The 13,574-nt window shown below is 69.5% G+C and carries 10 protein-coding genes and 1 pseudogene; 10 read left to right on the top strand and 1 reads right to left on the bottom strand.

Annotated features, from left to right (window positions below):
* Positions 1–77: 77 nt before the first annotated feature.
* Complete coding sequence (locus N5I75_RS25195; protein ID WP_476680876.1) at positions 78–1,124, top strand: Rv2578c family radical SAM protein; 1,047 nt, start codon at positions 78–80, stop codon at positions 1,122–1,124.
* Between the two features lie 88 nt (positions 1,125–1,212).
* Positions 1,213–2,781, top strand: coding sequence for an alpha/beta hydrolase (locus N5I75_RS25190; protein WP_476680874.1), 1,569 nt, complete (start codon positions 1,213–1,215; stop codon positions 2,779–2,781).
* Positions 2,782–2,795: 14 nt separating this feature from the next.
* On the opposite strand, the gene N5I75_RS25185 is transcribed toward N5I75_RS25190, so the two are convergent.
* The gene (locus tag N5I75_RS25185) at positions 2,796–3,368 is read right to left on the bottom strand and encodes an adenylosuccinate lyase (RefSeq protein ID WP_476680872.1); all 573 of its coding nucleotides are present in this window, start codon (positions 3,366–3,368) and stop codon (positions 2,796–2,798) included.
* Positions 3,369–3,659: 291 nt separating this feature from the next.
* Here N5I75_RS25185 and N5I75_RS25180 point away from each other — a divergent pair, with 291 nt between their 5' ends.
* From N5I75_RS25180 to N5I75_RS25145, 8 genes and pseudogenes are all read left to right on the top strand, one after another.
* Positions 3,660–5,450 (top strand): 3-hydroxyacyl-CoA dehydrogenase family protein, encoded by a 1,791-nt coding sequence (locus N5I75_RS25180; protein ID WP_476680870.1) that lies wholly within the window; start codon positions 3,660–3,662, stop codon positions 5,448–5,450.
* An 85-nt stretch (positions 5,451–5,535) separates the two neighbouring features.
* Entirely contained in the window at positions 5,536–6,357 is an 822-nt protein-coding gene (locus N5I75_RS25175) for a TetR family transcriptional regulator (RefSeq protein ID WP_476680868.1), read from the top strand.
* 477 nt (positions 6,358–6,834) lie between these two features.
* On the top strand, positions 6,835–8,172 hold the full coding sequence (gene ccrA, locus N5I75_RS25170) for a crotonyl-CoA carboxylase/reductase (protein ID WP_476680866.1): 1,338 nt from the start codon (positions 6,835–6,837) through the stop codon (positions 8,170–8,172).
* A gap of 22 nt (positions 8,173–8,194) precedes the next feature.
* On the top strand, positions 8,195–10,243 hold the full coding sequence (locus tag N5I75_RS25165) for a protein meaA (RefSeq protein ID WP_476680864.1): 2,049 nt from the start codon (positions 8,195–8,197) through the stop codon (positions 10,241–10,243).
* Positions 10,240–10,993 (top strand): annotated as a pseudogene (locus tag N5I75_RS25160) (HpcH/HpaI aldolase/citrate lyase family protein). The gene N5I75_RS25165 and the pseudogene N5I75_RS25160 overlap by 4 nt, the downstream one beginning before the upstream one ends.
* Before the next feature lie 6 nt (positions 10,994–10,999).
* Positions 11,000–11,512: a MaoC family dehydratase gene (locus N5I75_RS25155; RefSeq protein ID WP_476680862.1), complete on the top strand. Its 513-nt coding sequence runs from the start codon at positions 11,000–11,002 to the stop codon at positions 11,510–11,512.
* A gap of 2 nt (positions 11,513–11,514) precedes the next feature.
* Positions 11,515–12,720, top strand: a complete 1,206-nt coding sequence (locus N5I75_RS25150) for an acyl-CoA dehydrogenase family protein (protein ID WP_476680860.1) — start codon at positions 11,515–11,517, stop codon at positions 12,718–12,720.
* A gap of 184 nt (positions 12,721–12,904) precedes the next feature.
* Positions 12,905–13,561: a phosphatidylserine decarboxylase gene (locus N5I75_RS25145; protein WP_476680858.1), complete on the top strand. Its 657-nt coding sequence runs from the start codon at positions 12,905–12,907 to the stop codon at positions 13,559–13,561.
* Positions 13,562–13,574 lie beyond the last annotated feature (13 nt).

The following is a 13,574-nucleotide window of genomic DNA, read 5'->3' as shown; positions in this document are numbered from 1 at the left end:
GATCAAGGGAACATGTGTTCTATTGTGGGCCCACGGGGGCGGAACAGATCCACGGGGGCGAGCAACGGAGGAGCGGCATGCGCTGGGAGAACCTCACGGACGACCGGGCCGGGCACGGCCGGGCGCCCGACGCCGCGCTGTTCGGCGCGGACGCGGTCACGGTCCGCACCGTCGACACCCCCGAGTTCAGGGGCGTCACCTTCCACGAGATCCGGGCCCGTTCGATCGTGAACCGGGTGCCGGGCGCCTCCCGGATGCCGTTCGAATGGACGGTGAACCCGTACCGGGGCTGCACGCACGCGTGCGTCTACTGCTTCGCCCGCAACACGCACCGCTACCTCGACCTCGACACGGGGCTCGGCTTCGACAGCCAGATCGTGGTGAAGGTGAACGCGCCGGAACTGCTGCGCCGCCAGCTCGGCTCGCGCCGCTGGCCCGGCGACCACATCGCGATGGGCACGAACGTCGACTGCTACCAGCGCGCCGAGGGCCGCTACCGGCTCATGCCCGGCATCATCGAGGCCCTGCGCGACCACGCGAACCCCTTCTCCATCCTGACCAAGGGCACGCTGATCCTGCGCGACCTGGACCTCCTGCGGCAGGCCGCCGAGGTGACCGACGTCGGTGTCTCGGTCTCCGTCGGCTTCGTCGACCAGGAGCTGTGGCGGACGGTCGAACCGGGCACGCCCGCGCCCGAGCGCCGCCTCGACGTCGTCCGCGCCCTCGCCGACGCCGGCATCGGCTGCGGGGTCCTGATGGCCCCGGTGATCCCGTTCCTCGGCGACCGCCCGGAACAGCTGCGGGCGACCGTACGGGCCCTCGCGAAGGCGGGCGCGACGTCGGTGACGCCGCTCGTGCTGCATCTGCGCCCCGGCGCCCGCGAGTGGTTCATGGCCTGGCTGGCGCGGCACCACCCCTACCTCGTACGCCGCTACGAGCGGCTGTACGCGGAGGGCGCGTACGCCCCGAAGTGGTACCAGCGGCGGCTGACGGGGCAGGTCCACGAACTGGCCGAGGAGTACGGGATCGGGCCCTCGCGCCCCGGTCTGCCCCGGCGCGTCCGCGTACCGGAACCGGCGGCGGCGCCGGACACCACGGAACCGACGCAGCTGACCCTGCTCTGAGCACGCCACGCCGCGCCCTGCCACGCGATCGGGTCAACTTCCGGCCGAACGGATATCCCGGCCCGGCGATCAAGGAAACATGCCGCACGTGAAGACACGCACAGTCGCCCTGTGCGGCATCGCCGCGCTCGCCGCCACCGCCCTCGCCCCGACGGCCACCGCCGGGCCGGGCCCCCGCGCCGCCGCCGTCACCTGGAAGAAGTGCGCGACGAAGGAGTACCCGACGCTGCAATGCGGGTCGTTGAAGGTGCCGCTCGACCACGCGCGCGTGCGGGGCCGCCAGATCACCCTCGCCCTGTCGCGCGTCCCGCACACCGCGAAGACGTCCCAGGGGCCGCTCCTGGTCAACCCCGGCGGGCCGGGCGGCAGCGGGCTCCAGCTCGCCGGGTTCGTGGCGGCGGGCCTGCCGAAGAAGGTCGCCGCGCAGTACGACGTCATCGGGTTCGACCCGCGCGGCGTCGGCAGGAGCAGGCCCGCCCTGGACTGCGTTCCGGGCTACTTCAAGCCCGTACGCCCGCAGAGCGTGCCGAGGACGGAGGCGGTCGAGCGGGCCCAGCTGAAGCGGGCGCAGACGTTCGCGCGCGCGTGCGGCAAGAAGTACGCGGACGTGCTGCCGTTCCTGGACACGGTCAGCTCCGTACGCGACATGGACGCGATCCGGGCCGCGCTCGGCGCGCAGCGGCTGAACTACTTCGGCTACTCGTACGGCACCTACCTGGGCGCGGTCTACGCGAAGTCCTACCCCGACCGGGTGCGGCGCTTCGTGCTCGACTCGATCGTCGACCCGACGGGCGTCTGGTACGAGGACAACCTGCGCCAGGACCTCGCCTTCAACGACCGCCACCGGGATTTCCTCGCCTGGGTCGCCCAGCACGACGCGACGTACAGGCTCGGCAAGGACCCGGCGAAGGTCGGGGCCCGGTGGTACGCGATGCGGGACGCGCTCGCGAAGAAGCCCGCGGGCAAGAAGGTCGGCGCGGGCGAGCTGGAGGACACGTTCCTGCCCGGCGGCTACTTCGACGGCTACTGGCCTTTCCTCGCGGACGCGTTCTCCGCGTACGTGACGAAGAACGACCCGGACCCGCTGGTCGAGGCGTACGACAACTTCGCCGCGATCGACGCCGCGGGCGACAACGGCTACAGCGTCTACACGGCCGTCCAGTGCCGCGACGCGACGTGGCCGCGCGATGTGCGGCAGTGGCGCGCGGACAACGCCCGGACCCATGCGAAGGCCCCGTTCTCCACCTGGAACAACGCCTGGTACAACGCGCCGTGCGCGTTCTGGCCGACCGGGACGCTCACCCCGCCCGACGTCACCAGCCTGACCCTGCCGCCGGTCCTGCTCTTCCAGGCGACGGACGACGCGGCGACCCCCTACCGGGGCGGTGCCACCCTGCACCGCCTCCTGCACGGGTCGCGCCTCGTCGTCGAGCAGGGCGGCGGCAACCACGGCATCACGCTCAGCGGGAACGCCTGCCTCGACAAGCACCTGGCGACGTATCTCGACTCGGGCAAGGTGCCGCGCGGCAGGGGCGACGTGGACGCGGTGTGCGAGAAGCAGCCGGACCCGAAGCCGCTGGCGGCCAAGGCGGCCTCGCCCAAGGCGCCCAGGGCGAAGGGGTCCGTGCTGCACGGACTGCTCGGCTTCCGGGGCTGAGGGTCGGCGGAGGGTCACTCCTGCGGTAAGCGGGCCAGGGCCGCGGCCGCCGCCATCGCCAGGCGCGGGTGGGTCGCCGCCTCCGTGAGGACCTCCCGCGCGCGGGGGTCGGCGAGGCTGCCGAGCCCCTCCACACAGGCCAGGGCCACCTTGCGGTACGGATCGTGCGGGGCGAGACGGCGGCGGAGGGTCGTGATGAGCGCCGGGGCCGACTCCGGGGCTCTGAGCTGAGTGAGCAGCCGGACCGGGTGGAGGGCGTAGGCGACACGGAGTTCATTGGTCGCGAGGGCCGCCGCCGCGCGGGCGGTGCGCGGGTCGCGCAGGGCCGCCAGGGCCTGCGCCGCGGCGGCGCAGCGTTCCGGATCGCGGTGGTTCAGGAGCAGGACGAGGGATTCGAAGGCGCGGCTGTCACCGGCGAGCCCCAGCCGGTAGGCGGCGAACTCACGAGCCCAGAGGGGCTGTTGCGGTGCGGTGAGCACCGCGGCCAGCTCGTCCGGGTCACGCGTTGCGGCCAGGCGGTCGAAGGCGGGCGTCCCGCCGGATTCCTTCCGGATGCGTTCCGTCACCGTTCGCGACTCTTCGTCCATGAGGACGAGGGTAGACGCGGGGGGTCTACGGCGACGTAGATCACAGCGACTGGACAACGACGAGGGCTGGCGCGCTCGTTACTCACTGGTTAATCTCATCTGAGCGGGGCACACTTCCCGCAGTACCACTCGGAGCGGCCTGGTGACGCAGCCGCCGCGAGTGCGGTCGGTTCGGTACACGCTGCCGACGTCTTCACAGCACGACCTGGCTCCGGGACAGGGCCGGTCGGATTCCCCGTGCTCAGCGGTGCAGTTGGCACGGCACACCACCCTCACCTCTGGAGTTCCCGGATGGACGCTCCCCTGTCCCGCATCTCTACCGTGGCCGTCGTCGGCCTGGGCACCATGGGCACCGGCATCGCCGAGGTCCTCGCCCGCGCCGGCCGCGAGGTCATCGGCATCGACATCAGCGAGACGGCCGCCGCGCAGGCCGTCGTGGCCCTGGAGGGCTCGACGGCGCGTGCGGAGCGCCGCGGCCACCTCACCGGGCAGGAGCGGGCCGAACTGCTCGCCCGGTTCCGCACGTTCACGGATCTGCAGGCGGCGGCCGAGGCCGACCTGGTCATCGAGGTCGCCCCGGAGTCGTACGAGATCAAGCAGCAGATCTTCCGTGCCCTCGACTCGATCGTGCGGCCCGCGACGATCCTCGCCACCGGTACCAACGCGCTGTCCGTGACCCGGCTCGCCGCCGACTCCGCGCGCCCCGAGCGCGTCCTCGGCCTGCACTTCTTCAACCCGGCCCCGGCGATGAAGCTCGTCGAGGTCGTCTCCAGCGTGCTGACCGCGCCGGTCGCGGTCGCCGCCGTCACCGACCTCGCGCTGGAACTGGGCAAGGAGCCCGTCGCGGTCGGCGACCGGCCCGGCTTCGTCGCCGACGGCCTGCTCTTCGGCTACCTCAACCAGGCCGCCGCCATGTACGAGGCCAAGTACGCGTCCCGCGAGGACATCGACGCCGCGATGCGGCTCGGCTGCGGCCTGCCGATGGGTCCGCTCGCGCTGCTCGACCTCATCGGGATCGACACCGCGCGCACCGTGCTCGACGCCATGTACGCGGAGTCGCACGACCGGCTGCACGCGCCCGCGCCCGTCCTCAAGCAGCTCAGCGAGGCGGGCCTGACCGGGCGCAAGGCGGGCCGCGGCTTCTACATGTACGAGGAGCCGGGCAGCGCGGTCGTCGTGCCGGACGCGCTGACGCCGACGGACGGCGCCGGCGCGGGCGCCACCCGCACCGTCCGCTCCGTCGGCGTCGCGGGCTCGGGCACGATGGCGTCCGGCATCGCCGAGGTCTTCGCGAAGGCGGGCTACGACGTCGTCCTCGCCGCCCGCAGCGAGGAGAAGGCCGACAAGGCCAAGGCCCGTATCGGCACATCACTCTCCCGCTCCGTCGACAAGGGCCGGATGACGGCGGAGGCCGCCGAGCAGACCCTCGCGCGCATCACGCCCGCCGGGACCTACGACGCGTTCGCCGACGTCGATCTGGCCCTGGAGGCGGTCGCCGAGGACCTGGAGATCAAGCGGCAGCTGTTCGCCGTGTTCGACAAGGTCTGCAAGCCCGGCGCGATCCTCGCCACCACGACCTCGTCGCTGCCCGTCGTCGCCCTCGCCCGCGCCACCGCGCGCCCGCAGGACGTCATCGGCATGCACTTCTTCAACCCGGCCCCGGCGATGAAGCTCGTCGAGGTCGTGCGGACCGTCCTGACCACGGACGACGTGCACGCCACCGTCCGGGCCCTGACCGTCGCGGTCCGCAAGCACCCGGTGGACTGCGGCGACCGGGCCGGGTTCATCGTGAACGCTTTGCTGTTCCCGTACCTGAACAACGCGATCAAGATGGTGCAGGAGCACTACGCCACGCTCGACGACATCGACGCCGCGATGAAGCTCGGCGGCGGCTACCCGATGGGCCCGTTCGAACTCCTCGACGTGGTCGGCCTTGACGTCTCCCTCGCCATCGAGAAGGTGCTCCACCACGAGTTCCGCGACCCGGGCCTCGCGCCCGCGCCGCTGCTCGAACACCTGGTGGCCGCGGGCTGCCTCGGGCGCAAGACGGGGCGTGGCTTCCGCGAATATGCCCGGCGCTGAGCCGGACCAGGGGGCCGGAAACGGCTGGGGCGGGCTGCTCGGAGCGCCGGGCGGCCCGCTCACCGGGGAGCCTTTTGGAACGTACATGCAGTACGTTCGGTCCATGCCCAAGGCCGACCAGTCCTCCCGTACCTCCGCCACGACCGACGCCCCGGAGAGCGCCGCCGGCAACCGGGCGGCCGCCCAGCGGCTCAAGATGCGCCGTGAGCTGGCCGCGGCGGCGATGGAGCTCTTCGCCACGAAGGGGTACGAGGCGACGACGGTCGACGAGATCGCCGCACAGGCGGGCGTCGCCCGCCGCACCTTCTTCCGCCACTTCCGTTCCAAGGAAGAGGCGATCTTCCCGGACCACGACGACACCCTGGTGCGCGCCGAGGCGGTCCTGAACGCGGCGCCGCCCCTGGAGCACCCGCTGGACACCGTCTGCCGGGGCATCAAGGAAGTCATGAAGATGTACGCGGGGGCGCCCGCGGTGGCCGTGGCGCGCTACCAGCTCACCCGCGAGGTGCCGACGCTGCGCCAGGCCGAGATCGCCTCGGTCTCCCGCTACGAGCGGCTTTTCACCCGCTACCTCCTCGGCCACTTCGACGAGCAGGCGCACCACGACGGCAACGACGACCCGCTGCTCGCCGAGGTCGCCGCCTCCGCCGTCGTCACCGCCCACAACCATGTCCTGCGGCGCTGGCTGCGGGCGGGCGGCCAGGGCGACGTCGAGGCGCAGCTGGACCACGCCTTCGCCATCGTGCGCCGTACGTTCGGCAGCGGCATCGGGGCGGGGCGCACGCCCGCCGCTCCCCCGGCGGCGCAGGTGTCGCACTCGGGCGAGGTGCTCGTGACGGTGGCGCGCACGGACGCGCCGCTCCCGGAGGTCATGCGCACCATCGAGGAAGCGCTCAGGAACCGCTAGAGCCGCACCGCACGAGCACGGCCCCTGACCTGGCACGGAGTGCCACGTCAGGGGCCTTTTGCGTGCGCCGCCTCACCCTCCCCGACACCGCGTGATCGATCATCGATCCCCGTACGCGGCGGTAACCCTGCCCTGACCTCGAATGATCGATCATCGCTCACCTGTTTCCCAAACATGACACCTGAGCGAAATCTGTGGCACGGAGTGCCTTGCAAGCTGTCACGGTGTGCCATACGTTGAAGGAAGTCCGGGCGGCCGGCGTACAGAGAACTTCCGTACGCCGGCTGTCCCCGCAGGGCCACGACCGACCGTGGTTCCGCGCGCCCGGACGCCTGCGTCACAGGCAACCTTCCGCGCCACACCAAGCGCTGCCACGCACCACCCAGCCGAAACCGACGGCACGCCCCACCCCTCATCAGCAGCCACACCACCCCGACTCAGCGTTCCCCTCAGACGCTCACCGCCGGAGGCACCACCGTGAAGGAAATCCTGGACGCGATCCAGTCGCAGACCGCCACGTCCGCCGACTTCGCCGCCCTGCCGCTGCCCGACTCGTACCGCGCGATCACCGTGCACAAGGACGAGGCGGAGATGTTCGCGGGGCTCGACTCCCGCGAGAAGGACCCGCGCAAGTCGATCCACCTGGACGAGGTGCCGGTGCCCGAACTCGGCCCCGGCGAGGCCCTCGTGGCCGTCATGGCCTCCTCGGTCAACTACAACTCGGTGTGGACCTCGATCTTCGAGCCGGTCTCCACCTTCAGCTTCCTGGAGCGCTACGGCCGCCTCAGCGAGCTGACCAAGCGCCACGACCTGCCGTACCACATCATCGGCTCCGACCTCGCGGGCGTCGTCCTGCGCACCGGTCCCGGCGTCAACGCCTGGAACCCCGGTGACGAGGTCGTCGCGCACTGCCTGAGTGTCGAGCTGGAGTCCTCCGACGGCCACAACGACACGATGCTCGACCCCGAGCAGCGCATCTGGGGCTTCGAGACGAACTTCGGCGGCCTGGCGGAGATCGCGCTCGTCAAGTCCAACCAGCTGATGCCGAAGCCGGACCACCTGAGCTGGGAGGAGGCGGCGGCCCCCGGCCTGGTCAACTCCACCGCCTACCGCCAGCTCGTCTCGCGCAACGGCGCCGGCATGAAGCAGGGCGACAACGTCCTGATCTGGGGTGCGAGCGGCGGACTCGGCTCCTACGCCACGCAGTTCGCGCTCGCGGGCGGCGCCAACCCCATCTGCGTCGTCTCCAGCGAGCAGAAGGCGGACATCTGCCGGAAGATGGGCGCCGAGGCGATCATCGACCGCAACGCCGAGGGCTACAAGTTCTGGAAGGACGAGCGCACCCAGGACCCCAAGGAGTGGAAGCGCTTCGGCAAGCGCATCCGCGAGTTCACCGGCGGCGAGGACATCGACATCGTCTTCGAGCACCCCGGCCGCGAGACCTTCGGCGCCTCCGTCTACGTCACCCGCAAGGGCGGCACCATCACCACCTGCGCCTCCACCTCGGGCTACATGCACGAGTACGACAACCGCTACCTGTGGATGTCGCTGAAGCGGATCATCGGCTCGCACTTCGCCAACTACCGCGAGGCGTGGGAGGCCAACCGCCTGATCGCCAAGGGCAAGATCCACCCGACGCTCTCGAAGACGTACGCCCTGGAGGACACCGGCCAGGCCGCGTACGACGTGCACCGCAACCTCCACCAGGGCAAGGTCGGCGTCCTCGCGCTCGCCCCCAAGGAGGGCCTCGGCGTGCGCGACCACGACAAGCGCGCCCAGCACATCGACGCGATCAACCGCTTCCGCAACGTCTGAGACCGGGGAGGGGCAAGGGCTCATGAGTGAGCGTCAGAAAGATCGCCCGTGGTTGATGCGCACCTATGCCGGTCACTCCACGGCCGAGGCGTCCAACGAGCTGTACCGGCGCAACCTCGCCAAGGGGCAGACGGGTCTGTCGGTCGCTTTCGACCTGCCGACCCAGACCGGCTACGACCCGGACCACATCCTCGCCCGCGGCGAGGTCGGCCGAGTCGGCGTGCCGGTCTCGCACCTCGGTGACATGCGGCGGCTGTTCCAGGACATCCCCCTGGACCGGATGAACACCTCGATGACCATCAACGCCACGGCGATGTGGCTTCTGGCGCTCTACCAGGTCGTCGCCGAGGAGCAGGGCCTCGACATCGCGGCCCTCCAGGGCACGACGCAGAACGACATCGTCAAGGAGTACCTGTCGCGGGGCACCCACGTGTTCCCGCCGGGGCCCTCGCTCCGCCTGACGACCGACATGATCGCCTACACGGTCTCCCACATCCCCAAGTGGAACCCGATCAACATCTGCTCGTACCACCTCCAGGAGGCGGGGGCCACACCGGTCCAGGAGATCGCGTACGCGATGTCCACCGCCATCGCCGTTCTCGATGCCGTACGCGACTCAGGGCAGGTCCCCGCCGAGAAGTTCGGGGACGTCGTGGCCCGTATCTCCTTCTTCGTGAACGCGGGCGTCCGCTTCATCGAGGAGATGTGCAAGATGCGGGCGTTCGGGCGGATCTGGGACCAGATCACGCGCGAGCGGTACGGCATCGAGAACGCGAAGCAGCGCCGCTTCCGCTACGGCGTCCAGGTCAACTCGCTGGGACTGACCGAGGCGCAGCCGGAGAACAACGTCCAGCGGATCGTGCTCGAGATGCTGGCCGTGACGCTGTCGAAGGACGCACGCGCGCGTGCCGTCCAACTCCCGGCCTGGAACGAGGCGTTGGGCCTCCCCCGGCCCTGGGACCAGCAGTGGTCGCTCCGCATCCAGCAGGTCCTCGCCCACGAGAGCGACCTCCTGGAGTACGAGGACATCTTCGCGGGCAGCCACGTCATCGAGAAGAAGGTCGACGCGCTGGTCGCCGAGTCCCTCGCCGAGATCGACCGGATCCAGGAGATGGGCGGCGCGATGGCCGCCGTCGAGTCGGGCTACCTCAAGTCCCAGCTCGTCTCCTCGCACGCGGAGCGCCGGGCGCGGATCGAGGGCGGCGAGGAGAAGATCGTCGGCGTCAACATCTACGAGTCGACGGAGCCGAACCCGCTCACCGCCGACCTGGACGCGGCGATCATGACGGTCGACCCCCAGGTGGAGGCGCGGGTCGTGCGGGCGATCGGCGAGTGGCGCACCACGCGCCAGGAGTCGACCGACCGCCAGGGCATGGGCGACCCGTTCCACTACCCGACGACCCAGCAGACCATCGAGCGCCTGAAGGAGGCCGCGGCCGGCACCGAGAACCTCATGGAGGCCACCCTCGAATGCGCCCGCGCCGGGGTCACGACGGGCGAGTGGTCCGAGGCCCTTCGCGAGGTGTTCGGCGAGTTCCGGGCGCCGACCGGCGTCTCGTCCGCGCCGGTCGCGGTGACCGCCGAGGAGGGCACGCCGCTCGCCCAGGTCCGCGAGAAGGTCCGCCGCACGGGAGAGGAGCTGGGCGGCAAGCTGCGCCTCCTCGTCGGCAAGCCCGGCCTGGACGGACACTCCAACGGCGCCGAGCAGATCGCCGTCCGGGCCCGCGACGCCGGGTTCGAGGTGGTCTACCAGGGCATCCGGCTCACCCCCGAGCAGATCGTGTCCGCCGCGCTCGCCGAGGACGTGCACTGCGTCGGCCTGTCGATCCTGTCCGGGTCGCACGCCGAGCTGGTGCCCGACGTCCTCGCCCGGCTGCGCGAGGCGGGCGCCACCGACATCCCCGTGATCGTCGGCGGCATCATTCCGAACGCCGACGCCGAGGAGCTGAAACGGGCGGGTGTCGCCGCCGTGTTCACCCCCAAGGACTTCGGCATCACGGAGATCATCGGCCGTATCGTCGACGAGATCCGGCTAGCGAACAAGCTCGACCCACTGGAGGTCCCCGCATGACACAGGTCAACCGTCTCCGTCCGCGCCGCTCCTGCCTCGCGGTGCCCGGGTCGAACCCCCGCTTCCTGGAGAAGGCCCAGGGCCTGGCCGCCGACCAGGTCTTCCTCGACCTGGAGGACGCCTGCGCGCCGCTCGCCAAGCCGGAGGCCCGGCACACCATCGTCAAGTTCCTCAACGAGGGCGACTGGACGGGCAAGACGCGCGTCGTGCGGGTCAACGACTGGACGACCGAGTGGACCTACCGCGACGTCGTGACCGTCGTCGAGGGCGCGGGCCCGAACCTCGACTGCATCATGCTCCCGAAGGTCCAGACGGCCGACCAGGTCGTCGCCCTGGACCTGCTGCTCACGCAGATCGAGAAGACGATGGGCTTCGAGGTCGGCAAGATCGGCATCGAGGCGCAGATCGAGAACGCGCGGGGCCTGAACAACGTCAACGCCATCGCCGAGGCGTCCCCGCGCATCGAGACGATCATCTTCGGCCCGGCCGACTTCATGGCGTCGATCAACATGAAGTCCGGTGCGGCCAACGAGGTCTTCCTCCCCCTCGCAGGAGGACTACGACCACGCCGAGCTGATCCTGGACGCGTACGAGTACTACACGTCCGAGGCGGGCGGCAAGAAGGGCTCGGCGATGCTCGGCGACGAGATGATCGACGAGGCGAGCCGGAAGATGGCGCTCGTCATCTCCGGGAAGGGCCGCGCGGCCGGTATGCGCCGCACGTCGAAGTTCGAAGCCCCGGAGGCGTAAGACACCATGCAATTCGGCCGCACCTACGAAGAGTTCACCGTCGGGGACGTCTACAAGCACTGGCCCGGGAAGACGGTCACCGAGTATGACGACCACCTGTTCTGCCTGCTCACGATGAACCACCACCCGCTCCACATGGACGCCAACTACGCGGAGTCCACGACCGACTTCGGCAAGAACGTCGTCGTCGGCAACTACATCTACTCCCTGCTGCTCGGCATGTCCGTGCCGGACGTCTCCGGCAAGGCCATCGCCAACCTGGAGGTGGAGTCGCTCAAGCACGTGGCGCCGACCTTCCACGGCGACACGATCTACGGCGAGACGACGGTCCTGGACAAGACCCCGTCCAGGTCCAAGAGCGACCGCGGAATCGTGTACGTCGAGACCAAGGGCTACAAGCAGGACGGCACGCTCGTCTGCGTCTTCCGCCGCAAGGTGATGGTGCCCACCGAGACGTACATCAAGGAGCGCGGCGGCGAACAGCCCGGCCGCCCGGCCCTCAAGTCCCAGGAGAAGTAGTCATGGCGCGACTCGCCCAGACCGCCGGTCTCACCGACGTCCAGCAGGAAATCCTCTCCACGGTGCGGGACTTCGTGGACAAGGAGATCATCCCGGTCGCCACCGATCTTGAGCACCGCGACGAGTACCCCCAGCAGATCGTCGACGGACTCAAGGATCTCGGCCTGTTCGGGCTCATGATCCCGGAGGAGTACGGGGGGCTCGGCGAGTCGCTGCTCACGTACGCGCTGTGCGTGGAGGAGATAGCGCGCGGCTGGATGTCGGTCTCCGGCATCATCAACACGCACTTCATCGTGGCGTACATGCTCAAGCAGCACGGCACGCAGGAGCAGAAGGACCACTTCCTGCCGCGGATGGCGCTGGGCGAAGTGCGCGGCGCGTTCTCGATGTCCGAGCCGGCGCTCGGCTCCGATGTGTCAGCGATCACATCGAAGGCGGTCAAGGACGGCGACGAGTACGTCCTGAACGGTCAGAAGATGTGGCTGACCAACGGCGGAACGTCAACACTTGTGGCGGTTCTCACTCGGAGTGATGAAGGTCATGCCGAGGACACGGCTCCGCACAAGTCGATGACGACCTTCCTCGTCGAGAAGGAGCCCGGATTCGGTGAGGTCCGCCCCGGTCTCACCATCCCCGGGAAGATCGACAAGATGGGTTACAAGGGTGTCGACACCACCGAATTGATCATGGACGGGCTACGCATTCCAGCCAATCGTGTACTTGGCGGACAGACCGGCCGAGGGTTTTACCAAATGATGGACGGCGTCGAGGTCGGGCGCGTGAATGTGGCGGCCCGTGGTTGCGGTGTCGCGCAGCGTGCTTTCGAACTCGGCGTCTCCTATGCCCAGCAACGTCACACTTTCGGCAAGCCGATCGCCCAGCACCAGGCCATCCAGTTCAAGTTGGCCGAAATGGCCACCAAGGTCGAGGCCGCTCATGCGATGATGGTCAACGCGGCACGCAAAAAGGACTCCGGGGAACGAAACGACCTCGAAGCGGGAATGGCCAAGTACCTGGCCTCCGAATACTGCAAAGAAGTCGTGGAGGACGCGTTCCGTATCCACGGTGGATACGGGTTCTCCAAGGAGTACGAGATCGAGCGCCTGTACCGCGAGGCGCCGATGCTGCTGATCGGTGAAGGTACCGCCGAAATCCAGAAAATGATCATTGGTCGTCGACTGCTCGAAGAGTATCGAGTCCAGGGCTGAGCCTGGCGAGATGTCCTATTTCGGGGTGTTTTCTTCGCAAGGAAGATCACACCCCGTCAGCACTCTTCGGCCGCCGACTCGGCTTCCTGGCTTGCCCAGTTGTGGCTCGCAACCGATAGCATTCCTCGGAAAAGCCGCCGTCCCCCCGTAACCAGCGCGGCCTCATCCGCTACGAAGGTCATCCATGCCCCACAGCCAAACCTCTGCACCTCGCGACGGCTTCCTCGGTGGTCGCCTTGCGCGCGGAGCATCGCCGTGGCTTCTCCCGACCGTGGCCACGGCCGCACTGAGCCTGGCCCGTTCGCGCCGTTCGAAGAACGCGGCGGCGCTCGCCGTCCCGGCCACCGCTCTGGCGGCCGGCATGCTCTGGTTCTTCCGCGACCCCGAGCGCGAGATCGCCGAGGGCCGGGTCATCTCGCCCGCCGACGGCGTGGTGCAGAGCATCATGCCGTGGAAGGACGGCCGCACCCGCGTCGCGATCTTCATGAGCCCGCTGAACGTGCACGTCAACCGCGCTCCCCTCGCGGGCACCGTGACCTCCGTCGAACACATCCCGGGCGGTTTCGTCCCGGCGTTCAACAAGGAGAGCGAGAACAACGAGCGCGTCGTCTGGCACTTCGACACCGAGCTCGGTGACATCGAGATGATCCAGATCGCCGGCGCCGTCGCCCGCCGCATCGTGCCCTACATCCCGCGTGGCACCAAGGTCGAGCAGGGCGAGCGCATCGGTCTGATCCGGTTCGGCTCGCGCGTCGACATCTACCTGCCCGAGGGCGTGGAGGTCGACGTGGAGGTCGGCCAGAAGACCGTGGCAGGGGTGACTCGAATTGACCGTGACTGATCCGGAGACCCAG

This window comes from Streptomyces sp. R818 (genome assembly GCF_056172735.1).
Note: the sequence above shows the minus strand (reverse complement) of the source record. Positions and strands in the feature narration are given on the sequence as shown.

Coding starts and splice junctions, on each gene's coding strand:
- N5I75_RS25195 (WP_476680876.1), top strand. CDS start 78: ATGCGCTGGGAGAACCTCACGGACGACCGGGCCGGGCACGGCCGGGCG.
- N5I75_RS25185 (WP_476680872.1), bottom strand. CDS start 3,368: ATGGACGAAGAGTCGCGAACGGTGACGGAACGCATCCGGAAGGAATCC.
- N5I75_RS25180 (WP_476680870.1), top strand. CDS start 3,660: ATGGACGCTCCCCTGTCCCGCATCTCTACCGTGGCCGTCGTCGGCCTG.
- N5I75_RS25175 (WP_476680868.1), top strand. CDS start 5,536: ATGCAGTACGTTCGGTCCATGCCCAAGGCCGACCAGTCCTCCCGTACC.
- N5I75_RS25165 (WP_476680864.1), top strand. CDS start 8,195: ATGAGTGAGCGTCAGAAAGATCGCCCGTGGTTGATGCGCACCTATGCC.
- N5I75_RS25155 (WP_476680862.1), top strand. CDS start 11,000: ATGCAATTCGGCCGCACCTACGAAGAGTTCACCGTCGGGGACGTCTAC.
- N5I75_RS25150 (WP_476680860.1), top strand. CDS start 11,515: ATGGCGCGACTCGCCCAGACCGCCGGTCTCACCGACGTCCAGCAGGAA.
- N5I75_RS25145 (WP_476680858.1), top strand. CDS start 12,905: ATGCCCCACAGCCAAACCTCTGCACCTCGCGACGGCTTCCTCGGTGGT.